Below are 218 nucleotides of genomic sequence, written 5' to 3'. Positions count from 1 at the left end.
CGGTCTCGTGGGCTCGGCGAGCCAGTCGTACTTGGCGCGGCGCAGCTCGGCGAGCGAGGCGCGCCCCGCCTCCGTCAGCGCGAAGACGACCTGGCGGCCGTCGGTGGGGTGGGCGCTGCGTGCCAGGACGCCCTGTTCCTCCAGTGTGCCGACGGTCGTCCGCATCGACTGCGGACGCACCAGTTCAGCGCGGGCCAGCGCGGCGATGGTGGTGGGCC

Annotated in this window: 1 protein-coding gene; it reads right to left on the bottom strand. The window is 74.8% G+C overall.

Annotation, left to right across the window (positions count from 1 at the left end; genetic code table 11):
* On the bottom strand, positions 1–218 hold a 218-nt coding region (locus J0695_RS42350), incomplete at both ends, for a MarR family winged helix-turn-helix transcriptional regulator (protein ID WP_206970107.1).

The organism is Streptomyces beijiangensis, from assembly GCF_017315755.1.
Classification (GTDB): domain Bacteria; phylum Actinomycetota; class Actinomycetes; order Streptomycetales; family Streptomycetaceae; genus Streptomyces; species Streptomyces beijiangensis.
Note: the sequence above shows the minus strand (reverse complement) of the source record. Positions and strands in the feature narration are given on the sequence as shown.